The organism is Lactococcus hircilactis (assembly GCF_009601015.1).
In the GTDB taxonomy this organism is placed as follows: Bacteria; Bacillota; Bacilli; order Lactobacillales; family Streptococcaceae; genus Lactococcus; species Lactococcus hircilactis.
Genome location: NZ_WITJ01000002.1, coordinates 85,849 through 107,605 on the forward strand (window position 1 = coordinate 85,849; position 21,757 = coordinate 107,605).

A 21,757-nucleotide genomic window follows, 5' to 3' on the forward strand; every position below is an offset into this window, starting at 1 on the left:
TCATGTCACGTTTCATTTTGCGAATTTGCACCATCATCGCTCTCTATACTTTTATTTTAACGTAAATCTCTGATTAAATCAAGAAAAAATGGATCAAAAAAGTCGTTTTTTCGACTTTTTATTTTTTCTTTTTAAGATTTAAAATTCCCATTTCACTTTCGCATTTTTGAAATAATCATACCCAGAATAGATCGTGAAAATTAGACAAATATACAGTAAAATCGTTCCCAAATAAATCGGATCTCCGATTAAGAGAAAAATAATTGAAAGCATTTGTGTAAACGTCTTGATTTTTCCTGGCATGGCTGCTGCGAGCACCGTTCCTCCTTGCTCCACTAAGAGCAAACGCAAGCCTGTCACTGCAAGTTCACGACAAACAATAATGGCAACAACCCAAGCTGGTGCAAGGTTTAAGGTGACAAGCATCACAAAAGCTACCATCGTCAACATCTTATCTGCTAAAGGATCTGCAAATTTCCCAAAATTTGAAACTACTTTCCACTTTCTTGCCAAGTGACCATCCAACCAATCGGTAAAGGAAGCGACAGCAAAAATAAGCGCTGCAATTATCCAACTCAGGAATGTTGCACCAATTTTTTCGCCGTGAGGCAAATAAAGAACGATTAAAAAAAGTGGAATCATGAAAATCCGTGCCATCGTTAATTGATTTGGTAATTTTTTTTTCATTTTGAATTTCCTTTTGTTTATTTATTTTATTGATGCGTATCCGCTGGCGTACTTTGCCCTGTTGTCGCTTGAATGGTCAGATTAATCGTGTAGGGTCCCATTTGATTTGTAAACTTTGATAGATCCACTGATTTATCGTTGATGGTCATCGCTAGATTAGAGCGTCGGCCAAGCGTAATCATTGATGTGGTCGCATCGCTTGCAAGTGTCGCTGTCACTTGCTCATGATCAGGAGTAATCGTAACCCCCGAAGTATCCATATCGGAATTCCGAACTAAGGTCCAGACATTGGATTGATCGTTTCCTGTAAAAACCACTTTGACTGGTGTTTTAGCATTCGTCAATGTCACATTCATGGTATTATTTGAGCTGCTGGTAATGGCTAAATCCTCGCTCGGCGCACTACTACTTGGCGCTGTACTCTGACTGGGTACAGCTTGAGTGGAACGATTTGTTTTTTTATGCGTTGATGAGGTTGAATAAGCATAATTAGATTGTAAAAAGGAAGGCGTCTGTGGTTTATTAAGGAGTACTGCAAGAAAGACAGCGACCATGATTAAAATAGCGCCTCCTGTAAGGGCAATGATTGGAAGATAATAATGCCAGTCTTTGATGGTCTCTTCTTCTTCAGGCTCCACACGCTCACTTGGTTTTACAAAACGATAGGTTTCTTGAAAATCAGCCTTATCTTCTACAGTGATTCCTTTTCCTTCTTCGTATGCTTCAATGATTTTATCCGCATTTAAACCTAATTTTTCAGCATATTGTTTGAGATAAGCCTTCACATAAAATTCACCTGGAAGTGCTTTGTAATCATCTGTTTCTAAGGCTACGATGTATAATTTTTGTATTTTAGTAAATGTTTCTGCTTCTGTGAGTCCAAGTCCGAGTTCTGTTCGTCTTTCTTTTAGGACGCGTCCGATTGTTTTTATTGACACCATGTCCCCCTTTCACTTTTGTGCTGCACATGGATTTTTTATTATTACTGTTCAGATTTTTTTAACGTATCGTTTTTTATTTTTAATTCATTTCAGAGGATTGAGAAAGGATGGTATATTCTACGACTTTCATCTCTGCAATGAATGAATCAACATGTTTTGAGATGATTTCAAGCGTCAACTCAGAAAGAATTTCTGGAAGATCAAAGAAATTGATCTCATCATACCGTTCTGTCGAAAATTGATTTGCGATGTATTCTAATGAGTTGAGTGCGCTAAAATATTCTCCTAACATGTCACGTTTCAATAATTCGAGATGCGCAGCATTAAAATCACTATCTATTTTATAACTTTTTATCGCTTCTTGCAAAGTTTCACTCAATTTTTTTGGATTTTTTGTATCTCCAGTGATTGAAAAGAAATGAAAGCGTTTATCCAGATCAAAACTAAAACCAAACGTATCATCAATCTCGTGTGCATTATATAATGTCTCATAGCGCTTGCTTGTTCTTCCAATAATCAAATCTAAAAAGAGCGAAAGTGAGAGTTTATAACGCATCAAAGTCCGTGAATCTGTAGCAAGACGATCATCTCCTCTCAATCCTAAAGCGAGTTTTGGCATCGCGACATCAAGTGTTTTTGTTGCTCCTGATTTAACTTTCGTTTGCTCAAGCGCCATCCGCTCAATCGGTTCTTTTTTTGTATAATGCTTTTGAGCTTGATTGTTTCTCACAAAATCATCCATTTTTGAAACATCAAATGGTCCTGTCAAAAATAAGGTCATGTTTGAGGGATGATAAAAAATTTCATAGTTTTGATACAGATCTTCTGCTGTGATTGCATTGATGGATTCTGGGGTGCCCGCAATGTCTTGTGCAAGGGGGGTATCTGGGTACATGTGACTCAATAATCCTGCAAAAAGTTGCCAATCGCTATCATCTTGATACATTTGGATTTCTTGTTGGATGATGCCTTGTTCTTTTTCGACATTTTCTTTTGTAAAATAAGGGTCTTGAACAAAATCAAGTAATAATTCCGTACACTCAAAACTATTTTCACGCGTCGAAAATAAATAGGATGTTCGTGAAAAACTGGTGAAAGCATTCGTTTGAGCACCTAATGCACCAAATTTGTACATGACATCTCCCTCTTTTTTTTCAAAAAGTTTGTGTTCTAAAAAGTGGGCAATGCCTTCTTGAAAATGACTCATTTTTTTTGATCCTGGTGCAATAAAGCGTGTATCTAAAGAGCCAAAATTGGTAGTAAATAAGCCATAGGTCCGATTGTAGTCTGCTTTGGGGAGGTAATAAACGGTTAATCCGTTTTCAAGTGTGGAGTGAAATAATCGCTCTCCTGCTTGGGGATAGTTTTGTTCTTTCATTTTTTGCTTCTCTTTTTTTAGTCTTGGTTGAGCACTAAGGACTGCCCTTGCATGAAATATAACGTTTGATAGGTCAAACTTTGAGCAACTTCTTGAATACTTTTTTTGCTGACGTGCTGAAGTGCAGTGATAAAATCCTCAAGTTCCATCTGTCGGCTAGGGATGAGTGCTTTTACAAATTCAAGTTCGATCGTGTTTGATGGAGAATCTTGTCCGATATAGTAACTGTTGCGAAGCATGGTTTTGGTTTGCTCTAATTCTTGATCTGAAAAATCACCGTTTTTGATGGCGTTAAGTTGCTCAAAAATGAGTGCTTTTGTTCTTTCAAGATTTTGTGCATCAATGCCTGCAGAGATTTTAAAAAAGTTGGAAAATGAATCAAAGGTCGATGAAATGGAGTATGCTAAACTTTCTTTTTCTCGGACATTAGCAAAAAGTTTGGAGTGTGAAAAACCACCTAAAAGGCCATTCATCACTTGTAAGCTGAGGTAGTTTTTATCGCCATAAGTGACAGGAAGATGAAATCCGAGTTGCAAGAGCGATTGGGCAACTTCTTTTTTTTCAATCACTTCAATGGGCTTTTCTCTAATTTCTTGTTGATAAAAGACATCTGGATTGCTTTTTCGATCGGCTAAAGGATAAGTGTCAAACGCGGCTTTGATTTGCGCTTCATCGATATCTCCTAAAACAAAGCAATCAATGGCGTTGTTTGTGAGCATTTCTTGATAGTAGTGATAGACGGATGCTGCGGTTTCTTTTTTTAATAAATCCACTGTAGCAATGCTTGGAAGTGCTTGATTTTTGTCTGTGAAAAATAGTTTTGAAAGTTGTTTACTTGCAAAATAAGAACGATCATCATTCATCGCTTCGAGGTAGTGGATGAGATTGATTTGTTCTCTTTTAAAAACATCAGGATTAAACGCTTCTGAAGTAATATCTGGTTGAAATAGCGCTGTTTTGATGAATTGAAGTGCATCTAACACCGTATTTTCGTTGACGTAGTGTGGATTTACGACGCTCATACTGAGGGTTAAGAGGTGTTGATTGCCTTTTTTGGAAACTCCTGTTGTAAATGACGCACCATACATTTTAGAAAGTTGAAGTGAAAATGCACGTCCTGTAGGATAAACTTGATTCGTTGATTCGAGCATATTCGAGATTAAAACGCGCTTTGCGAGGTGATCTTGTTGAATTTTTTCTCGAAAACGAATCATGATTTTTACGGTTTTAAATTTTGTTGCTTTGATGATGTGAAGGGACACCCCTTTGGCGCATAAATAGCTGGTCACTTTTTTTCACTTTCATAATTTTTTTGAGTTCATTTTTGACAAAATCGTTTGAATATCCTTTAACGACTGCCATTTTTTTTACTCTTTTGATGGTAAGTACTATTATATCAAATTATCGGAAAAATACATGCACGATTCTATCAAAATTGTGTTAAAATTGGATTATGCAAAACTATATTTTATTTGAAGAATACATTACTTTGGGAAAATTGCTCAAAGAATTAGGACTGATTGCTACTGGCGGTCAAGCAAAAGCTTTTTTAGCAGCGCACGAGGGAGATGTTTTTTATAACCATACTCCTGAAACTCGGCGGGGTAAAAAATGCTGGGAGGGAGATCTCCTTGAAATTCCATCTCTTGATGTGGCAGTCACATTTTGCCTTGCCTCCAAGGAAGAGATGGCTGAGCACGTGGCACAAAAGGAAGAAAAAATGCGGGTGGCTGCTTTAGTAAAAAAAATGAACGAAGAAAATAAAGCTTCAAAACCAGCAAAAAAAGTGGCCCCACGATTTCCTGGTCGGCGTTGAGTTTTAGAATTTTGAGGAACGATTATGAAATTGAATCAGATTCAACTGACAAATTTTAGAAATTATGAGCAGTTGTCCCTTGATTTTCATCCGCAACTCAATCTTTTTTTGGGGGAAAATGCGCAAGGGAAGACGAATATTCTTGAGGCGATTTATTTTTTAGCGTTGACACGCTCTCATCGAACGAGTCACGATAAGGAATTAATTCGATGGTCTGAGTCGGAACTGCGTGTTTCTGGAGTGGTTGAAAAAAATGAGGGACGTGTGCCACTTGAAGTCACTTTAAATTCAAAAGGGCGGATCGCAAAAGCGAATCATTTGAAAGAAAATCGTTTGGCAGATTATATTGGTCAGTTAAATTTGATTATGTTTGCGCCTGAAAATTTGGATTTAGTTAAGGGTGCGCCAAGTGTGAGACGACGTTTTATGGACATGGAATTGGGGCAAATTCGTCCGGTTTATTTGTATGATAGTGTGCGTTATAATCGTGCTTTAAAGGAGCGTAATGCGTATTTAAAATTTGATGCAAGTAAGATTGATCCACAACTTTTGGCGGTATTAGATGAGCAGTTAGTGATACATGGGGAAAAATTGATTGCTGAGCGCGCGACCTTTATCGAAAAATTAGGGACTTACGCGCAAGCGGTTCATGCGCAATTGACTCATGGTAAAGAAAGATTAACGCTGATTTATGAGAAAAATGTGAAAAATGACTTTCTGTCAGCGCTGACAGAGCGGCATGAATTGGATCGTTTTCGACATCAGACCAGTGTCGGCCCGCACAGAGATGATTTAACGTTTGTCATTAATGACAGAAATGTGGCGGACTTTGGATCGCAAGGACAGCAACGGACGGTTGCATTGTCAGTGAAGTTAGCAGAGATTGATTTGATTTTTGAGGAGACGGGAGAATACCCGATCTTACTTTTAGATGATGTCATGAGTGAGCTTGATCATACGCGTCAGCTGGATTTGATTCAGACGAGTCTTGGAAAAACGCAGACTTTTATTACGACGACATCGCTTGAACATCTCAAAAATATGCCGCATGATCTTGCACGCTTTACCGTTGAGAGAGGAAAAATTTCTAAAAATGATTGAAAATGAAATGCACGCGCAACTTTTGAGCACACTTGGCAGTGATGCGACGGAATTTTTAGCGTTAACATCTCAAGGACGCGCAGGGATTATTCCTCAGATCTCGATACTTGTAGCGCATGAACGTAGCATTCGTGCGCAACTTCAGACACTTCAACATCAGCTTGATTTTCTACTTTCGAAAAAACAATCCTGCTATGACGAACTACAAAAGCACTCAAAAAATGATGAATTTTGAGTGCTTTTGTTTTGAAAAAATGGGGGAGTTACTCATTTTTGAGCCGCAAAAGTTGCAGGTGTGTTTTTTCATTGATCGCATCGATGGCTTCATAAAACGCATCCATCAAAGATTGAGCCTGCAATTGAAGTACAAAATCAGCAGAGGACTGTTTTGGATGTTCATCAGCGCTGACAAAAGTTAATCCAGAATTTGGACATATTTTTTCTAGCCGCTGACAAAGTGTTGTTGCTTGCTCAGCACTGACAAGCACCGTTTGAGCGAAAAAGGGGTGAAAAGCAGGGATGATCTGATCCCAATACTGATGCGGTGCCTGACGGATTTTTGTTGCAGAAATCGGGATAGCCGTGCGATCTGAGATTTTTACGTGATACTTGTTTTCATTTTTGGGAAATCGTTTTTCAAGTTCCACAACATATTCAGGCTCTCCAACGTAAAAAGTCGCAAGAAACGGGCCATTATCCAGCGCATCAATCAACTGAAACAACCGTGCACTCCATTCATTCCACCCATTTGGCATGGGCGGAAGATCATTTTCGTCTAATTTTCTCACATGAATATGAGGTTCATCTGAGAAAAAATCTGTCAGTACTGACAGACGCTGATCGAGTGGCAAATGAATTTTATCTCCGCGATCATTGTCATAGCCTGATACGACAAGGAGTACTTCGTCATTTTCAAACGCTGACTTATAAACTTGATGCAGGTGTCCAATGTGCATCGGAGCAAATGTTCCAAAATAAATTCCAATTTTTTTCATTTTTTCTTCTTTTCTTATTTTTATCTCACTACTATTTAACCATAAATATCAAAAAAAATCTGTCAGTACTGACAGAAATTAGTTTAAGCACGTGCGCGAACAGTTTTTGTTTCGCCCGTTTTTTGATCGTATAAATTTATTAATCCTGCACCAGATTTTCGGATCATATCACCTACGCTCACTGCAAATGGCACGTCAATATGAAGCAGCTCCATTGGATTTTTCGCACGATCAATGCGCTCATCGGTTTGTGCAAGTCGAAGATTGTGGATCACTGTGTCCACATGCCGAAATCCTGGACCGTAAAATTCAATCGTGTCCCCTTCCATGATGACATTGCGTTGGCGAATGGTTGCGACCATCGTTGCAGCATCGAAATCAACAACTTCTCCTACAAATTTATATTCTGGAATTTTGCGTCGTGCACCAAAAAGTTGCTTATGCTCGTCAGGAATGCCATAATAAAATCCTGTGTCCAGCTCACGTTGTGCGACTTTCCACAGCTCGTCAACTAAGGCAGGTTTAATGGCTTCAAACGTTTCTTTACTTTCCAGATAGGCATCAACCGCTTTTTTATACGTCATCGCAACCGTAGAAACATAATGAATGGATTTCATGCGACCTTCAATTTTTAGTGAATTGACCCCATTTTCAATCAAATCAGGAATATGATCAATCATGCTCATATCAACAGCCGACATCGAAAAAGCTTCAGGAATTTCTCCTGTGATGGAGTGACGTTCGCTTCCATAAGGCAAATCATAAAGATCGTATTTCCAACGACAAGATTGTGAACACCCGCCACGATTCGCATCTCGTAAACTCATATAGTTGGACAATACACAACGACCAGAATACGAAATGCACATTGCGCCATGGACAAAAGCTTCGATTTCTACAGCAGTGTGTTTGCGGATTTCAGAAAGCTCCTCCATTGACACTTCACGCGCCAAAACGACTCGCTCAAGCCCGAGGCGTCGCCAAAATTCAAGCGTTTCAAAATTCGTCGCACTCGCTTGGGTTGACAGATGAATCGCCAAGCCCGGTGCCTCACTGGCTGCAATCGCAATCAAGGCTGGATCAGAGACGATCACTGCTGAAATTCCGATGTCTCGCAGCTTTCTAAACCACGCACCAGCACCATTTTCATTTCCCTCGTGCGTTACCATATTTGCAGCCACATAGATTTTGGCGTGGTGGGCGTTGGCAAAAGCCACACCTTCAGCCATTTCTTCAAATGAGAAGTTTCCAGCACGCGAGCGCAAGCCATAAGCTTGTCCTCCAATATAAACCGCATCCGCACCATATTGAATCGCAACTTTTAGCTTCTCTAAAGTACCAGCAGGTGCAAGCACCTCTGGACGTGTCAATTTTTTTTGCATTTGATATTCCTTCTATTTTCAAGATAGTAAGTATTTTGAAAGGGTTAGAATGTTGTTGATGAAACATTCTCTAGTTAAATCCCCATGCACTGAATTTAACAACCAAAACTTGTTCTCTATTTATTTTACAGGATTTTTCCTTCTTTTCCCATTGTCCTCTTAGTCAAACACATTTGACATTTCAAGACCTTCTTTAATGTTTCTCTTTTTCAGACGCATAAAAAAAGTGAACTCTTCCAAAAGTTTGGAGCGTCCCATCGGCATGAAGCATCACACAAGCATCATTTTCAAGGCCAATAATGTCGTGCGTTTGTGCCATCACTTTCGTATTTTCGATCCGTTTTTCATCCGCCTCAAAATGAGGATCACAACTCAGATCACAAATCCCCAATGCAGGATAGAAAAATGAGTGTGGAATTTCCTCATCTGCAGAGTAAAAGGCGTGCTTAGCAAGTGCCATTGCCCCTGCTGACAATCCAATGAACACACCTGTAAAATCCTGCAACAGCGCATCATAGCCTTCATTTTTCAAAAATTCAAGCAAAAACAATGGATCTCCGCCCATTAAATAAATCACGTCCGCATGGCGTATTTTTTCCTGCGCTTTTTGAGGTGAAACGCGACTGTCCAACAAGAAAAAGTCCTCAATTCCCGTTGAGGCAAATTGATCTTTCACACTCAAGCTCTCTTTTGTCCCATAAAATGCCGCATCAGTTTTGACAGCATTACGACTTGCGCTGATTGCGACTAAATTTTTCTTTCCTTCGAGAATTTTTTGAAAATCCGTGATGAGTGCAGGAAACAAAAATCCCCGCGCACGACTTCCACCACTCAAAAGCATCACTGCTTGTGCGTGCATCTTATTTTTCATCTGTACTTTTTCCCTCTAAAAACTTTTCAAACGCTGCGATACGCTCTTTTCTTTGACGAAGCAGTTCTGTTTCATAACGGACTTGAAAAGGCTCTACCAAAAGTTCAAATCCCTCCCACATTACTTTTTCGTATGCTTTATTTTCCGAATTTCTGCTCTCATCTGCAACAATATCAATCACACCAGCACCCAGACAGAGCCGTCCAAAATAACGTGCAATCCATGTGCCATGATTATCTACAAATGGCTCAACCACCTCGTTTTTAAAGCATTCTTTTACCTTGAAAAAATCGCGCGTATGCACGGCAATATCCAAATCATGCGGCTCAATTTCCACCCCATAAACTGCATCTGAAACAGAACCTGTAACATACCACTCAATGTGATATTCAAGCGCTTTTTTTGCAAATTTTTTCAGATCTTCTCGCCAATTTTCAGGCGTTGAAAACATGGACGTACAAAGTCGTGAAAAATTTTCTGCCACCTGTTTTTTATCCTTTTCAAAAACAAACGCGTGCGTCATATCTGCATCATAACGTTTTAAAAAATGACCCTTTTTTTCTTCAACAAATAGCGCTGTAATCAGATTTTCCTGCTCATAAGCATTAGGATGCTCTACATGAAAAATAAAATGCTCATCGGATGTTTCACAATATCCTCTCATCAAAAACACCTCCACAAAAATCTGCTCACATCGTAAACAGTCCTTATTTTTTTACTCATCATACCATGTTTTAGCGATTTTTACTTCTGTCAGTACTGACAAAACTTTTTTACTTGATTTGAGTGGGGTCATAGTCATAAAATCCGTGTGACACCGTGCGTCCAAAAGGATGCATTTTTCTTACCGCTTCATCAAGTCGTGTTGCAGCTTGGAAGTCAAATTTTCCTTCTAAAATTAAATTTTTAGCCTCAACAAATAAGGCTACGATTTCGACAAATCGATGATCGCGCGTAAAAATACCGTCTAATTTCCACGTCTCAAACCCCATCGCAAAAAGACTGCCAAGCTCTGTCATCATGTTTACATCATCATTTGCAAAAATATGAGTCCCGTGTCTGTCCTCAAAAATACTATAATGCGTCTGTTCATCTTTTGGTTCAGAAATAAAATGACTCGCTTCGCGATTTTTTCCTTCTTTTTGACTGTCTGTTTTAATAAAATTGAAATAATTTTGTAATAATGGGCGTTTACTATGATGAATGACCGTCGCACCATAAACCAAAAGTTCAACAGGAATTTTCACCTCTTTAATCAATTCTTCCAGCTCAGCTTTAGGTAATTCACGAGCCAACACAGCACCAACAGCCCCCTGTTCCGCCCAAAAATTGACCTGACGAGCAGAAGTGACCAATGTGGAAGCGTCATAAACAAACGGTAACGTGTATCCATCACGCTGCAACACAAAAATCACACCAGCATCTCCCACTGAAATTTGATCCACGCCAATTTTTTGAAGAAAATCAAGAAAGGATTTTATTTTTTCCATCATTTCCACGTGCATGAGTGCGTTCACTGCCACCATCACTGTTTTCTGTCGTTGATGTGCTAAGACTGTGATCTTGGCAATTTCATCATAAGAAAGTGCCGCTGGTGTGCGTAGTCCAAACTCCGCTTCACCAATGTTCAATTGATCGACCCCTGCATCTAATAATTCTTCTGCTTGTCTTAAATTCTCCACTGTTGCAATAATTTTAATCATTCTGATTTATTTCTTTCTTTTTAATAAAATTGAGACTCACATGAGACAGAATATTCGATTTCTATTATATCATCTTTAGTAAAAGATCACATGCTTCAACTTCAACTAAAGTTCATCAAAAAGAAACTTTTTTGTAACACAAGAAACCATTTTGAAATTTATTGGTATTCTTTTTATACTATAATATAAGGAACAATAATTACGAAAGTTAAGAAAACGCGATGGAATTAAGAAATTTAAAAGACTTCTATGAAAAACAAACCTACTATGATTATTCAGAAACTCAATTTAAAGGAAAAACAAATTTAGAAAAGCGTGTGTCTGAGCTCACATTCTTTGTGAATGTCGCCCTTTTTTCGATTTTATTAGCAATCATCATTTATGCTCTTTTGTCAGTACTGACAGCCCCTATTGCTGTTCCTGTCGCATTTCTTGTTTCCCTAAGCTTATTTTTACTCTGCAAAAGAGGCCTCTCCAAAATGATTAAACATGTTTTAAGATAATTAAAAAACGACATTACTGTCGTTTTTATTTTCGTGCGATTAAAAGTACCACATGAATCGTTGCAAAACAAGGCGGTGCTTGATGCGCTTTTTCTTTTACTTCCTTTGATACTGCCCACTCCAGTGGACTCATTTCCAAAAAATCGTCGCGTAAAGCTTCATGAATCTCAAAAATGGTCTTTATTTCTTTTCGCTCACAGTTTGGAAATTCCTGTACAAATCGATCAATGACCGCCTGATTATCATAATCCAAAGGAATCCCATACACTTCACGCAATTCCCTCAAATAAAAACGATCCGGAACTACTTTTAAAATAACCCCATCATCAGCTAACACACGCTTAAATTCACGATAATTGGACGGTGTAAAAATATTAAGAATTGTCGAAAACACGCCATCCAAAAAAGGTAAGTTCGTCAGATCTGACAGACTTAAAAATCCGGAGATTCCAAGTTCTGTTGCCATTTCAATCCCATCTTTTGCTAAATCAAAACCATACTTATCTCCCTGATGACAAAGCAGATGCAAAAAAGTCCCTTCACCTGTTCCCACATCTAGCAAATTTCCACTGACCACCTCTTTTTCGATTTCTGTCAGTACTGACAAATACATTCCAGACTCAATCAAGCGTCGTCTAGGCTCAAACATCTTTCTTGTATAGTGTAAGGTATCTGGTTTTTGTTGTAAAAAGTTGACGTAACCCTTTTTATTGAGATTGAAAGTATGTCGATTTTCGCACCTTAACGCACTTCCATCAAGTACCACTTCCAAGTGGCAAATCGGACAACGCAGCACATGAGGACGCTTTGATAAAAAGCGCTCAGATTTTTCAATTTTCTTAAGCATAACCCTATGTTATAATAAAATAAGAAAAAAGAAAAGAAGGAAGTCATCATGATCATTCGCGAACTTTGTGTCGAAAATTTTACCTCCATTCCAAAAGCAATCAAAAAAGGCGTTGAACGCATTGAACTTTGTGATAATCTCGCTGTTGGAGGAACCACACCCTCTTATGGTGTCATTCAAGAAGCTCATCATTTTCTCGCCCAAAACAACGCAAAAACAACCCTTGCTGTGATGATTCGACCTCGTTCTGGCGATTTTGTTTATGATCCTTATGAGCTCAAAATCATGGAAACGGACATTTTAAAAGCCATTGAAGCAGGCGCAGATGCGCTCGTTTTTGGCTGTCTCACCAAGACAAATGAAATTGATAGTGAAGCAATGGAGACGCTTTTGATTGCCTCACAAGGACTTCCCGTCACTTTCCACATGGCTTTTGATGAAATCCCTAAAGCAAAGCAAATCAATGCGATCACTCAGCTTGCAACACTCGGTGTTGAAAAAATTCTGTTACACGGTGATTCTCTTGATCACGCGCTTAATATTAGTGCTATCAAATCACTCACGCGCGCATCACGTGGAAAAATTTCCCTCATGATTGGAGGAGGGGTAACTAAAGACAACTTTGAAAAACTCGCTAAAGCGTGCGATACCACCTACGTTCACGGCAGCAAAATCATTTGATCTCCTTATAAAACATCAAAAAAAGAGCGCAGTGCTCTTTTTTTATCCTCCGAGAATTCTGTAAAATCACAAGCAAAATCCATTTTCGTTAAAACTTATTTTTTAATCTACTACTCAAATAGAATTTCGCAAGGACGCCATTCACAAGTAAGATAATTATGAGATCCAAACGATTTGTAAGAAAAACAAGTCCAAAAATCACTTGAAGTCCTGTCATGCCGACAAGCACGCGAAACAAAATTCGTTTCACAGCGCTCGCTTGTGATCCTTTTTTTATGGGATAAAGTCGTGCCAAAAGCTGATAATCCAACGCATCACGAAGTGCAACCAACTGAAACATCAATAACGCATTGAAAACACAAACCAGAATCACCGCAAGAATGGCATTGTCCACAAAGATCAATGCCAAAATAGAAAGCACTGTCAAACGCACCGTCAAAGCAAGGTAATCACCACTTCTTAAAAAACTTCTTGAGAGCGCATATTCATACGTCCGACGCGTTTTAGGAAGTAAGAAATCCAAGTATTTCCGACGATGACTGTGTGATTTTAATCCCTTCACCGTAGTAAACAGAGCAAAAAAACGTAAAATCACAACTTTTCGATTTTCCTCATATGCAATCATCGCACGCCAATTTAAAAGTCCTCGATTTTGCCATTTTTTAAGTCGATACGCAAAAATACTACTTTTTAATCCCAATAATAAGAGAAACCAAAGCATCAAAACCCAAATTGGAAATAAAAGTAACGGACTCGAAACAAATACCAAAATCACACTCACTAGTGCAGGTAAAATCATCGAACGTAAGAAACTTTGTTTTAAATTTTGCTTAATTTCTTGCTCACGAACAAGCAAAAACACCTGATCTGCTGCTTCAAAAAAGGTCGCCAAACGCCCAGGAATCAACGCAATCAGACTCACAACGCACATCACAAGTCCCTTTTCAAAGCCATTTAGTGTGTGCGATTGTAAAAACTGCGCATACTGAATGGCTAAAGCGCCTAGTAAAATAACCAAAAATAACGTAAAATGATCATTAAAAACATAGCGCAAATATTTCAAATTCTGCGCATAAAATTGGGCTCTTCGCTTTTTAAAAATCTCATTCATGCTCAGCACCTGCTTTTGCTTGCTGGGTCAATGCCAAATAGATTTCATCCAACGAAGCAGATTCATTTCCAAAGTGTTGGCGTAACTCATCCATCGTACCAAAAGCAATCACTCGTCCTTCATGCAACACAACGAATTTATCACAAAATTTTTCTGCTGTTGACAAAATATGCGTACTCATTAAAATCGAACTTCCATTTTTTTTCATTTCTAACATCAGATCAATTAAATCCTGAATCGCAAGCGGATCAAGTCCCATAAAAGGTTCATCAATGATATAAAGTGAAGGCTCAATCAAAAAAGCACAGATAATCATCACTTTTTGCTTCATTCCTTTTGAAAAATTAATCGGAAACCACTCTAATTTATCACTCAATCGAAATGTCTCAAGTAATTTTTGAGCACGCGCCATTGCGACATCCTCAGGAATGCCATAAGCCAAAGCAGTCACTTCAAGATGTTCACGTAAAGTTAATTCTTCATACAGACTTGGCGTTTCTGGAATAAATCCAATTTTTTTACGATACGCATAAAGATCTTGCAAAAGTGTCATTCCATCAAGCTCAATCAGTCCAGAATAGGGTGTCAACAGTCCAATAATCTCCTGAATTGTCGTCGATTTTCCAGCACCATTAAGTCCAATTAATCCAACTAATTCACCATCGTTGATTTCAAAATTCACATCTTTTAAGACAGGATTTCCAAAATATCCACCGGTAAGATTTTTAACTTTTAACATTTTTTCCTCTTTTCACTTTTATTCTGATGTAATGATATAGACCATTTTCAAGATCCGTTGGGCATAACTTGGATGATTTTCATCCTGTGCAATCACCTCTTTTAACCCTGTCAAATCATCTGTGATAATCCCATCAACGCCATTAAACATCTGTTCTCTCATATCATCTTCTTCATTCACCGTCCATGCAAAGACTTTTTGATGATTCGCATGTGCTTGATCCACAAAATGACTATCAAGCGTCGTGGCTTCCATTGTGTAAGCCGACATTTTGGTTTGTGGAAAAAGAAGATTGAACGGTAAAATAAAACTCACCGGAATTTTAGGATTAATTTTTTGCTCCTCAACTAGCGCAGGATAACTGAGTGAATGAATCATGTCTTGATCTTTTAATAATCTGTTCCCGTATTTTCTACTGAAATTTTGAACCATATTTTTTGAATCTAAAGGAGAAGTTTTAATCTCAACCAATAATTTTTGATGTATTTTTTCAGCTGCAGATAAATAATCATCTAAACTCGGAATCAACGCTCTTTTTCCATTTTCAGATACTACAGTCTCTTTTAATTGCGCTAACGTTAGCTCTTGAGGGCGCTTGTTTATTCCAGCGAGATCCTTAAGTGTCGGATCATGAAAAACAACAAACTGATGATCTTTCGTTTCTTGAATATCAATTTCGACAGCATCAGGTTTCAACTTTGCTGTTGCTTCTAGCGCTGGAATGGTATTTTGTACGCCATTTTCATCATTAACCCCACGATGAGAAATCGTTTTTGGGATGGTATCCAAAAAACCTTCTACATACGTCCAACTCACTAAAGCAAAAAGGATCAGAGCTGAACTCAAAAAAATCACTTTGTATTTTCTTCGACTCCGTGGTGATTTCCCAGTCATGTCAAACGATTTTAGATCATCCACCTGCGCCTCACGAATTAAGAAACTAAAAAGAATGACCATACTTAAGGTAGAAACAATCGAACTTCCAATCCAAATCACATCCAATAAGAGTGTTGCACTGGCTAATGCAAAGGACGTCTGATCCATAAACCGCTGAATCAGATACCCAAAAAGAAAGAACATGCCCTGAAAAATAACGCTGAATAACCCAATCGTTCCAAAATATAGCGAAATTTTGATAAAATTTTTGACTCCTTTTGTGCGTGTCACACTTTCTTTGATGGCTTTTTTTAATGGAAGTCCTTTTAAAATCAAAAGTGGAAGCGTCAAAATCAAGCGCGAACTCATCCAAAATGTGATGGCGTAAAATAAGAGCAGCATCACGATATTTTGCCAGCTTTTTAAGAAAAATTCAAGAGTGAAAACAGGAAGTTTGATTTTGGAGAGCAAAGGTGTGCTAAAAACATAACGACCAAAAGGGAGAATCAAAAGAAAGTAAAAGAAGAAAAAGACTAACTGCTGTAAATTCAGACGCTGAATGGAAGCAAAAACCGCGCTGCATAATTTTTTAAATGTTAGCGTTCTTAATTGAATCAATCGAATGCCTTGGAACTGAATAATAAACTGAACCGCAACCAAAAAGATGAGCAGCATCAAAACCAAAAACAGTCCAATCACACCAAAAAAATGATGTTGAATCAAATCTCCTAAATTATTATACGACAGATAAGGAATACCGCTTAAGCGCATGATGATTCCTGATATCGCTTCTAAAAGTGGAATGATGACTAAAACAATCCCCATCGTCGTACCAACAAATAGAAAAAGATATTCAAACCAAAACTTTGAACATTCCTTAACAGATTTAAAAATGAACTCAAAGAGACGATAAAAATTTTTTCTTAACATGACCCACTCCCTTCTTTTGAGTTTTTCATTTTGTTTTTACTTATTATCTCAAGAGGCAAGCGCAAATCGCTCAAAAAGAGGCAAGAAAGAAGGAATTTTGGTTTCTTGCAAGCAGGTTCAAAAATTTCGCTTTCTTGACACTTTTTATTTGCGCGCACTCTATTATATCAAATTAAAGCACTAAACTGTCATTCAATTACTATTTTAGGGCAAAACAAGAAAATTTGAAAGCGTTTCTAACATTCTGACTATGAATTTTTAGTGATTTATACTATAATCAAAGTATCATACATTGCTTAAATTTTCTAAAGCAGAACTTTGAGCTTATTGGAGGGGATAAAATGGAAGATTGTATTTTTTGCAAAATTATTGCTGGAGAAATTCCGAGTACAAAGGTTTATGAAGATGAGGATGTGGTCGCTTTTCTTGATATCACGCAAACAACAAAAGGACATACACTTCTTGTCCCTAAAAAACATGTTAGAAATCTTTTGGCTTCAAGTCCTGAGGAGGCTGCATTGCTTTTTTCAAAAGTCCCAGCACTTGCAAATATCATTGTAGAAAAAATGCACGCAAAAGGGATGAATATCTTGCAAAATAATGAATCCATTGCAGGGCAAACTGTTTTTCACACACATATTCATCTGATTCCACGTTATGGAGAAGCGGATGGATTTGTGGGAGAGTTCACTGCACATGATTACGATTTAGCTGAGATTGCAAAACAAATCACAGAATCAAACTAAAGGAGAAACCATGACTGATTTTTTTAAAGAGATGAAAGTGCTTGTAACAGAGCTTTCAGAAAATATTGATGCCGTCAAAACGAATGTGAATCGTGTTCAAATAGAGGGTCGTGCAGCAGAAAAAACAGGCGTTGCTCTTCAAAAAAAAATTGAGGAATTTAAAATTTCAGCTCAACCTCGGATTGATAAAATAAACGAACTTCTCTCGGACATAAAAGAAAAAACGAATTGATTGCTTCATCAATCCGTTTTTTTATTGTGTTTGTAAAATTGTCTTCCCCAAAATATCCCAACACACTGTGCGATGATTATACTTAAGATGATCAAAATTAATTTTTCAACATCATTTGGATTGATGTAAGTAAAGGTGTGATGTGAGTGATATAAAATCAGGACTACAAAAAACATGATGACGTCCATCGCAAAAATACGCCAATAGTGATTGTTTTTACTCTCTCGAAAACTAACATATAAAATCAAAAGGGCGATGAGCTGTAATCCTAATAAATTTAAATGGAGGATCTGAAAGAGATAGACCACTCCAAAAACGACCGTTGTAAATAACCAGATAAAAATAACCATGTCTTATTTTAACACTTTAAGACATGGTAATCAATAGATACCTCATTTTATTTTTTTTCTGCGGTTTTCTTTTTACTGTGATTTGTTCCGTAAAGTGTATAAATGATGATGCCCAAAATGAACCAAAGTGAGGCATATAGTTTTGCTAAATCATCTAATTTTTCAAAGACAAAGACAGAACCAATTGCACCTAAAGCTGGTAAAATTGGATAAAAAGGCATCCGATAAGTTGCAACGGGAAGATCTTTTCCTTCACGTGGACGTAGTGCGAACATTCCTAAGGAGACGAAAATAAAGGCAATCAGTGTTCCTGCTGAAATCAACTGAGCAAGAAAAGCAAAAGGAAAGAATGCGCCAACGACAACGGCAACAAGTGTAACGACAAGTAATCCGTTCGTTGGGAGACCGCGATGATCTAATTTTCCAAGAGCAGAAGGAAGCATTCCGTCACGTCCGAAGGCGTAAAGCAAACGTGATCCTGCAAGAATCATCCCAAGAAGAGCAACAAACATTCCCGCATCTGCGACGACTGATACGACAACGGAAAGTTGACGAAATCCTGCTTGTGCTAATGCCCAAGAAACTGGTGCAGCATTCCCTGCGTACTCTGCGTAAGGGTGCATTCCGACTAAGACCAATGTGACTGCTGAAAACAAGACAACCGCAATCACAAGAGAACCAAGTATCCCTACTGGCATGGTCCGTTTGGGATTTTTTGCTTCGGCCGCATTGGCTGCAATCGAGTCAAATCCAATGTAGGCAAGAAAAATCATGGATACTCCTGAGAGAATTCCTGAAAATCCGCCAAATCCTGTTTTAGGATTATGTGCTGGGATGAATGGGACATAGTTTTGTCCTTTCACAACGGTCAATCCTACAATAATAAACGTTAAAATGGCAACTACTTTTAAGACAACAAGGACTTGTCCAACTTTTCCTGCGTCAGATGCTCCGCGCCAAACAACGAGCGATGAAACAACAATGACTAATAATGAAATCAAATCAACGACGCCACCTTTTGTTCCCATTGGATTTGCAAGTGCGGATGGAAGTGTGATGTGAAGTTGGGCCAAAAGTGATTGGAAAGTGGCAGAAAATCCGGAGCCGACAAATGCAACGGCAATAAAATACTCTGCAAGTAATGCCCAGCCTGCAATCCACCCAAAACCTTCTCCAAATAAAACTGAAATCCAAGAATAGGCCGATCCAGCAAATGGCATGACTGTTGACATTTCAGCATATGCAAAAGCGACTAATCCCGCGACAACAGCAGCGATGAGAAATGAAAAGACAACAGCAGGGCCAGCATAATCTGCAGCCACAACTCCAGGTAAGGTGAAGATGGATGTCGAGATGATTGTTCCAACACCAAGTGCCAAGAAGTCTCTCACTCCAAGGGTTTGTTTTAATTTTTTATCTTTTTGACTATATGTCTCAAAACTTGCTTTTTTTGTAAAGCTCATTTCATTTCCTCCGTTTTCTTTTCTTACCAGCCGATTTTTTGGTGATCTTTTGGTAACGTGATTTCATTGTTCTGATAGGCTTCAAAAGCTTGTTCTACTTTTGATAAACCTGTGTTGAGCTGCTCGTCAGTAATGACAAGCGGGGGTTGAAAGCGCAAAATATTTCCGCGCAAACTGATCATAATGACGCCCAATTTGAATAGCTCAGCGATAATTTTTGTTGTGGCTGCAACATCTGGTGTTTTGTCAGCACTGACAATATCAATGCCACCATCAAGGCCATACATTCTGACGTCACCCACAAAATCATACGTTTTTTGCATGCGCTCAAAAAAGCGTGCGGCGATTTTTCCGAGTCGTTCAGAGCGCTCAACGAGCTTTTCTTCTTCAATAACATCAAGTGTTGCATGTGCTGCTGCTGCACAAACGGGATTGCCTGCTGTCGTAAACACGTGTGCTGGCGCATCCAAACTCTCCATAATCTCTGTGCGTCCAATCAGTGCTGAAAAGGGCATTCCTGAGGCTACTGATTTTCCAATACTCATCAAATCTGGTGCGATGTCAAAATGGTCAATGGCCCACATTTTTCCAGAACGTCCAAAGCCTTGATTGATTTCATCTACAGCAAAAACGATGCCATGAGTACGGGTAAAAGCGTAGAGTTTTTCCATGTAAGCTTTGGGGCAGGCTATAATTCCACCATCCCCTTGGATGCCTTCAATAATAACGCCTGCGACTTCTTCTACTGGCAACCATGTTTCAAAAGGTTCCATGAACGCTTGCCACATGCGCGCAACAAAATCTTCTTGACTTTCATTAGGAAGCATTTTATGTGAATCTGGAAAGGGCATTTTGACGACATTGGGTAAGAGAGGACCGATTTTTCTTGACATGTTTAGGCTGACATTGGATAAAGTAATCGAGCCGTAAGTTGAGCCGTGATAAGCCCCTGTAAAACAAATGATATAAGAACGTCCCGTATAACCACGAGAAAATTTGATCATGGCATCATTGGCATCTGATCCTGAAATCCCGACAGCCACTTTTTTTGGAAAATCTCCTGGTGCTAGGGCGGCTAATCTTGTCAGCAATGAGGAATTGACGGGATTAGCGTAATATGCTGGTGTATAATGAATTAATTGCGTTGCTTGTTTTTGAATGGCTGCAACAACTTTTGGATGACAATGGCCCGTGTTCGCTGATGATGCACTCGCCAAAAAATCAATATATTCGCGCCCGTCAACATCATACAGCAATGCTCCTTTGCCGTGATCAATGACCATATCAAAATATTTAATCCGTGAACTTGACGGGAGACTTTCTGATTCTACTGCTAAAATTTCTTGACTTTTGTTCATGGCGGTACTCCTTTCATAAAATCTCATTTCTCTAGTTTAGTATTTTTTTTTGAAATTGTCAAAACATTACTGCATATTATAGAGAATTTTTGAGATTTCATTCAACGTATCGCTTTTAGTTCATTTTCTGTCAGTACTGACAGAAATAAATCGGTACATTTTTTCGATAAAAAAAGAGCCTAAGCTCTTTTCATTTTCAATTAGAAGCTTGCTGAATCCACTTTAACACCAGGACCCATTGTTGTCGTTACTGACAAGTTTGTGATGTAAGTTCCTTTTGTTGCTGATGGTTTAGCAGAAACAATCACTGCATTCAACGCTTTGAAGTTTTCAACCAATTTTTCTGTTTCAAATGAAACTTTTCCGATTGGAACGAGAACATTTCCTGCTTTGTCGGCACGATAGTTCACTTTACCAGCTTTTGATTCTTCAACAGCTTTCGTCACGTCCATCGTCACTGTACCTGTCTTAGGATTTGGCATCAAGTTACGTGGTCCAAGGACACGTCCAAGACGACCTACGATTGCCATCATATCTGGTGTTGCGATTACAACATCAAAGTCAAGCCATCCGCCGTTGATTTTTGCAACGAATTCGTCAGCACCAACATAATCAGCACCAGCAGCAGTTGCTTCTTCAGCTTTTGCACCACGTGCAAAAACGAGAACGCGCGCTGTTTTACCTGTTCCGTTTGGCAAGACCATTGCACCACGGATTTGTTGATCAGATTTTTTAACGTCGATGTTAAGGTTGTAAGCAACTTCAACTGTTGCATCAAATTTTGCGAATGAAGTTTCTTTAGCAAGTGCTACTGCTTCTTCAACGCTGTAAAGTTTCGTTGCGTCAACTTTTTCGTAAGCTGCACGCAAATTTTTGCTTTTTTTAGCCATTTCTATTTTTCTCCTTGTGGTAATATCGGTTTTCAGTCAGTAACTCACTCTTGTCAGTACTGACAGCCTTCCACGCATTAATGGATTGCATGTGTGATTTTTTCTGAGCTGACATTTTGTCACCCTCGAAATTTTGCGAATACTAATAAGAAAATCT

General features: G+C 38.6%; 25 protein-coding genes. 7 read left to right on the forward strand and 18 right to left on the reverse strand.

Going from position 1 to position 21,757, the window contains the following annotated elements; genetic code table 11:
- Window positions 1-138: 138 nt before the first annotated feature.
- The 4 genes from pgsA to yfmF all read right to left on the reverse strand — a co-directional run bounded on the left by pgsA (window position 139) and on the right by yfmF (window position 4,295).
- The gene (gene pgsA / locus GHI93_RS01470; RefSeq protein ID WP_153494933.1) at window positions 139-687 is read right to left on the reverse strand and encodes a CDP-diacylglycerol--glycerol-3-phosphate 3-phosphatidyltransferase; all 549 of its coding nucleotides are present in this window, start codon (window positions 685-687) and stop codon (window positions 139-141) included.
- A 26-nt stretch (window positions 688-713) separates the two neighbouring features.
- Window positions 714-1,628 (reverse strand): helix-turn-helix domain-containing protein, encoded by a 915-nt coding sequence (locus GHI93_RS01475; RefSeq protein WP_153494935.1) that lies wholly within the window; start codon window positions 1,626-1,628, stop codon window positions 714-716.
- 79 nt (window positions 1,629-1,707) lie between these two features.
- Window positions 1,708-3,006 (reverse strand): EF-P 5-aminopentanol modification-associated protein YfmH, encoded by a 1,299-nt coding sequence (gene yfmH / locus GHI93_RS01480; protein ID WP_153494937.1) that lies wholly within the window; start codon window positions 3,004-3,006, stop codon window positions 1,708-1,710.
- A 17-nt stretch (window positions 3,007-3,023) separates the two neighbouring features.
- On the reverse strand, window positions 3,024-4,295 hold the full coding sequence (gene yfmF / locus GHI93_RS01485) for an EF-P 5-aminopentanol modification-associated protein YfmF (protein WP_343030293.1): 1,272 nt from the start codon (window positions 4,293-4,295) through the stop codon (window positions 3,024-3,026).
- Between the two features lie 164 nt (window positions 4,296-4,459).
- On the opposite strand from yfmF, the gene GHI93_RS01490 reads away from it, so the two are divergent.
- From GHI93_RS01490 to GHI93_RS01500, 3 genes are read left to right on the forward strand one after another with little or no spacing between them, the layout of a single operon-like run.
- A complete protein-coding gene (locus GHI93_RS01490; protein ID WP_153494938.1) occupies window positions 4,460-4,822 on the forward strand; it encodes an RNA-binding S4 domain-containing protein in 363 nt (120 codons plus the stop codon).
- A gap of 24 nt (window positions 4,823-4,846) precedes the next feature.
- A complete protein-coding gene (recF, locus tag GHI93_RS01495; RefSeq protein WP_153494939.1) occupies window positions 4,847-5,923 on the forward strand; it encodes a DNA replication/repair protein RecF in 1,077 nt (358 codons plus the stop codon).
- Window positions 5,916-6,158: a hypothetical protein gene (locus tag GHI93_RS01500; RefSeq protein WP_153494941.1), complete on the forward strand. Its 243-nt coding sequence runs from the start codon at window positions 5,916-5,918 to the stop codon at window positions 6,156-6,158. The genes recF and GHI93_RS01500 overlap by 8 nt, the downstream gene beginning before the upstream one ends.
- Before the next feature lie 28 nt (window positions 6,159-6,186).
- Here the strand turns inward: GHI93_RS01500 and GHI93_RS01505 are convergent, their stop codons facing one another.
- From GHI93_RS01505 to GHI93_RS01525, 5 genes are all read right to left on the reverse strand, one after another.
- Window positions 6,187-6,918, reverse strand: coding sequence for a transcriptional regulator (locus GHI93_RS01505; protein WP_153494943.1), 732 nt, complete (start codon window positions 6,916-6,918; stop codon window positions 6,187-6,189).
- A gap of 83 nt (window positions 6,919-7,001) precedes the next feature.
- Window positions 7,002-8,300, reverse strand: coding sequence for a peptidase U32 family protein (locus GHI93_RS01510; RefSeq protein ID WP_153494944.1), 1,299 nt, complete (start codon window positions 8,298-8,300; stop codon window positions 7,002-7,004).
- A 193-nt stretch (window positions 8,301-8,493) separates the two neighbouring features.
- Window positions 8,494-9,171, reverse strand: a complete 678-nt coding sequence (locus GHI93_RS01515; RefSeq protein ID WP_153494946.1) for a Type 1 glutamine amidotransferase-like domain-containing protein — start codon at window positions 9,169-9,171, stop codon at window positions 8,494-8,496.
- On the reverse strand, window positions 9,161-9,835 hold the full coding sequence (locus GHI93_RS01520; protein ID WP_153494948.1) for a nucleotidyltransferase family protein: 675 nt from the start codon (window positions 9,833-9,835) through the stop codon (window positions 9,161-9,163). Before GHI93_RS01520 ends, GHI93_RS01515 begins: the two co-directional genes overlap by 11 nt.
- A 109-nt stretch (window positions 9,836-9,944) precedes the next feature.
- Window positions 9,945-10,874, reverse strand: coding sequence for a peptidase U32 family protein (locus tag GHI93_RS01525; protein WP_153494949.1), 930 nt, complete (start codon window positions 10,872-10,874; stop codon window positions 9,945-9,947).
- 221 nt (window positions 10,875-11,095) lie between these two features.
- Here GHI93_RS01525 and GHI93_RS01530 point away from each other — a divergent pair, with 221 nt between their 5' ends.
- Window positions 11,096-11,377: a DUF3270 family protein gene (locus tag GHI93_RS01530; protein ID WP_153494951.1), complete on the forward strand. Its 282-nt coding sequence runs from the start codon at window positions 11,096-11,098 to the stop codon at window positions 11,375-11,377.
- A gap of 25 nt (window positions 11,378-11,402) precedes the next feature.
- Here GHI93_RS01530 and GHI93_RS01535 read toward each other — a convergent pair whose 3' ends face one another.
- On the reverse strand, window positions 11,403-12,224 hold the full coding sequence (locus GHI93_RS01535) for a putative RNA methyltransferase (protein WP_153494953.1): 822 nt from the start codon (window positions 12,222-12,224) through the stop codon (window positions 11,403-11,405).
- Window positions 12,225-12,272: 48 nt separating this feature from the next.
- On the opposite strand from GHI93_RS01535, the gene GHI93_RS01540 reads away from it, so the two are divergent.
- Entirely contained in the window at window positions 12,273-12,905 is a 633-nt protein-coding gene (locus tag GHI93_RS01540; protein WP_153494955.1) for a copper homeostasis protein CutC, read from the forward strand.
- A gap of 88 nt (window positions 12,906-12,993) precedes the next feature.
- On the opposite strand, the gene GHI93_RS01545 is transcribed toward GHI93_RS01540, so the two are convergent.
- The 3 genes from GHI93_RS01545 to GHI93_RS01555 are packed head-to-tail and all read right to left on the reverse strand — an operon-like array spanning window position 12,994 to window position 16,561.
- Window positions 12,994-14,016 carry an ABC transporter permease gene (locus GHI93_RS01545; RefSeq protein WP_153494957.1) on the reverse strand — a complete coding sequence of 341 codons (1,023 nt, stop codon included), beginning with the start codon at window positions 14,014-14,016 and terminating at the stop codon, window positions 12,994-12,996.
- Window positions 14,009-14,755 carry an ABC transporter ATP-binding protein gene (locus GHI93_RS01550; RefSeq protein ID WP_153494959.1) on the reverse strand — a complete coding sequence of 249 codons (747 nt, stop codon included), beginning with the start codon at window positions 14,753-14,755 and terminating at the stop codon, window positions 14,009-14,011. The genes GHI93_RS01545 and GHI93_RS01550 overlap by 8 nt, the downstream gene beginning before the upstream one ends.
- Before the next feature lie 18 nt (window positions 14,756-14,773).
- Entirely contained in the window at window positions 14,774-16,561 is a 1,788-nt protein-coding gene (locus GHI93_RS01555) for a glycerophosphoryl diester phosphodiesterase membrane domain-containing protein (protein ID WP_153494960.1), read from the reverse strand.
- Window positions 16,562-16,902: 341 nt separating this feature from the next.
- Here GHI93_RS01555 and GHI93_RS01560 point away from each other — a divergent pair, with 341 nt between their 5' ends.
- Entirely contained in the window at window positions 16,903-17,307 is a 405-nt protein-coding gene (locus tag GHI93_RS01560; protein WP_153494962.1) for an HIT family protein, read from the forward strand.
- 10 nt (window positions 17,308-17,317) lie between these two features.
- Complete coding sequence (locus GHI93_RS01565; protein ID WP_153494964.1) at window positions 17,318-17,539, forward strand: hypothetical protein; 222 nt, start codon at window positions 17,318-17,320, stop codon at window positions 17,537-17,539.
- Window positions 17,540-17,547: 8 nt separating this feature from the next.
- Here the strand turns inward: GHI93_RS01565 and GHI93_RS01570 are convergent, their stop codons facing one another.
- The 5 genes from GHI93_RS01570 to GHI93_RS13140 form a co-directional block, all read right to left on the reverse strand.
- Window positions 17,548-17,889, reverse strand: coding sequence for a hypothetical protein (locus GHI93_RS01570; protein ID WP_153494966.1), 342 nt, complete (start codon window positions 17,887-17,889; stop codon window positions 17,548-17,550).
- A 47-nt stretch (window positions 17,890-17,936) separates the two neighbouring features.
- Complete coding sequence (locus tag GHI93_RS01575) at window positions 17,937-19,352, reverse strand: APC family permease (RefSeq protein WP_153494968.1); 1,416 nt, start codon at window positions 19,350-19,352, stop codon at window positions 17,937-17,939.
- 23 nt (window positions 19,353-19,375) lie between these two features.
- Entirely contained in the window at window positions 19,376-20,710 is a 1,335-nt protein-coding gene (locus GHI93_RS01580) for an aspartate aminotransferase family protein (RefSeq protein WP_153494970.1), read from the reverse strand.
- A gap of 200 nt (window positions 20,711-20,910) precedes the next feature.
- On the reverse strand, window positions 20,911-21,600 hold the full coding sequence (rplA, locus tag GHI93_RS01585) for a 50S ribosomal protein L1 (RefSeq protein WP_153494971.1): 690 nt from the start codon (window positions 21,598-21,600) through the stop codon (window positions 20,911-20,913).
- The gene (locus GHI93_RS13140; RefSeq protein WP_281347470.1) at window positions 21,593-21,715 is read right to left on the reverse strand and encodes a hypothetical protein; all 123 of its coding nucleotides are present in this window, start codon (window positions 21,713-21,715) and stop codon (window positions 21,593-21,595) included. The genes rplA and GHI93_RS13140 overlap by 8 nt, the downstream gene beginning before the upstream one ends.
- Between the last annotated feature and the right edge of the window lie 42 nt (window positions 21,716-21,757).

Coding starts and splice junctions, on each gene's coding strand:
- pgsA (WP_153494933.1), bottom strand. CDS start 687: ATGAAAAAAAAATTACCAAATCAATTAACGATGGCACGGATTTTCATG.
- GHI93_RS01475 (WP_153494935.1), bottom strand. CDS start 1,628: ATGGTGTCAATAAAAACAATCGGACGCGTCCTAAAAGAAAGACGAACA.
- yfmH (WP_153494937.1), bottom strand. CDS start 3,006: ATGAAAGAACAAAACTATCCCCAAGCAGGAGAGCGATTATTTCACTCC.
- GHI93_RS01490 (WP_153494938.1), top strand. CDS start 4,460: ATGCAAAACTATATTTTATTTGAAGAATACATTACTTTGGGAAAATTG.
- recF (WP_153494939.1), top strand. CDS start 4,847: ATGAAATTGAATCAGATTCAACTGACAAATTTTAGAAATTATGAGCAG.
- GHI93_RS01500 (WP_153494941.1), top strand. CDS start 5,916: ATGATTGAAAATGAAATGCACGCGCAACTTTTGAGCACACTTGGCAGT.
- GHI93_RS01505 (WP_153494943.1), bottom strand. CDS start 6,918: ATGAAAAAAATTGGAATTTATTTTGGAACATTTGCTCCGATGCACATT.
- GHI93_RS01510 (WP_153494944.1), bottom strand. CDS start 8,300: ATGCAAAAAAAATTGACACGTCCAGAGGTGCTTGCACCTGCTGGTACT.
- GHI93_RS01515 (WP_153494946.1), bottom strand. CDS start 9,171: ATGAAAAATAAGATGCACGCACAAGCAGTGATGCTTTTGAGTGGTGGA.
- GHI93_RS01520 (WP_153494948.1), bottom strand. CDS start 9,835: ATGAGAGGATATTGTGAAACATCCGATGAGCATTTTATTTTTCATGTA.
- GHI93_RS01525 (WP_153494949.1), bottom strand. CDS start 10,874: ATGATTAAAATTATTGCAACAGTGGAGAATTTAAGACAAGCAGAAGAA.
- GHI93_RS01530 (WP_153494951.1), top strand. CDS start 11,096: ATGGAATTAAGAAATTTAAAAGACTTCTATGAAAAACAAACCTACTAT.
- GHI93_RS01535 (WP_153494953.1), bottom strand. CDS start 12,224: ATGCTTAAGAAAATTGAAAAATCTGAGCGCTTTTTATCAAAGCGTCCT.
- GHI93_RS01540 (WP_153494955.1), top strand. CDS start 12,273: ATGATCATTCGCGAACTTTGTGTCGAAAATTTTACCTCCATTCCAAAA.
- GHI93_RS01545 (WP_153494957.1), bottom strand. CDS start 14,016: ATGAATGAGATTTTTAAAAAGCGAAGAGCCCAATTTTATGCGCAGAAT.
- GHI93_RS01550 (WP_153494959.1), bottom strand. CDS start 14,755: ATGTTAAAAGTTAAAAATCTTACCGGTGGATATTTTGGAAATCCTGTC.
- GHI93_RS01555 (WP_153494960.1), bottom strand. CDS start 16,561: ATGTTAAGAAAAAATTTTTATCGTCTCTTTGAGTTCATTTTTAAATCT.
- GHI93_RS01560 (WP_153494962.1), top strand. CDS start 16,903: ATGGAAGATTGTATTTTTTGCAAAATTATTGCTGGAGAAATTCCGAGT.
- GHI93_RS01565 (WP_153494964.1), top strand. CDS start 17,318: ATGACTGATTTTTTTAAAGAGATGAAAGTGCTTGTAACAGAGCTTTCA.
- GHI93_RS01570 (WP_153494966.1), bottom strand. CDS start 17,889: ATGGTTATTTTTATCTGGTTATTTACAACGGTCGTTTTTGGAGTGGTC.
- GHI93_RS01575 (WP_153494968.1), bottom strand. CDS start 19,352: ATGAGCTTTACAAAAAAAGCAAGTTTTGAGACATATAGTCAAAAAGAT.
- GHI93_RS01580 (WP_153494970.1), bottom strand. CDS start 20,710: ATGAACAAAAGTCAAGAAATTTTAGCAGTAGAATCAGAAAGTCTCCCG.
- rplA (WP_153494971.1), bottom strand. CDS start 21,600: ATGGCTAAAAAAAGCAAAAATTTGCGTGCAGCTTACGAAAAAGTTGAC.
- GHI93_RS13140 (WP_281347470.1), bottom strand. CDS start 21,715: ATGTCAGCTCAGAAAAAATCACACATGCAATCCATTAATGCGTGGAAG.